The sequence below is a fragment of the Anaerobacillus sp. 1_MG-2023 genome (genome assembly GCF_030547345.1).
Classification (GTDB): domain Bacteria; phylum Bacillota; class Bacilli; order Bacillales; family Guptibacillaceae; genus Guptibacillus; species Guptibacillus hwajinpoensis_B.
Genome location: NZ_JAUORD010000283.1, coordinates 1 through 233 on the forward strand (window position 1 = coordinate 1; position 233 = coordinate 233).

Sequence of the window (233 nt, forward strand, 5' to 3'; positions counted from 1 at the left end):
TATCGTTTATATGGAAGAAGTACTTGGTTCAACTGAGAATATATCTGTCACATATCCTGAACTTGTTATTGATGTTCACGTTGGATCTAAGATTCTACTTGATGATGGATTGATTGTACTTGAAGTAAAGCAAATTGAGAAGAATGAACTTTTTACTGAGGTTCTAAATAATGGAACATTGAAAAACTAAAAAGGTGTTACCGTACCTAACGTGAGCGTTAACCGTCCTGGTA

At 34.3% G+C, this 233-nt stretch carries 1 pseudogene; it reads left to right on the top strand.

Annotated features, from left to right (window positions below):
• Positions 1 to 187, top strand: a pseudogene (locus Q4550_RS24185) (pyruvate kinase); the annotation flags it as partial.
• Positions 188 to 233 lie beyond the last annotated feature (46 nt).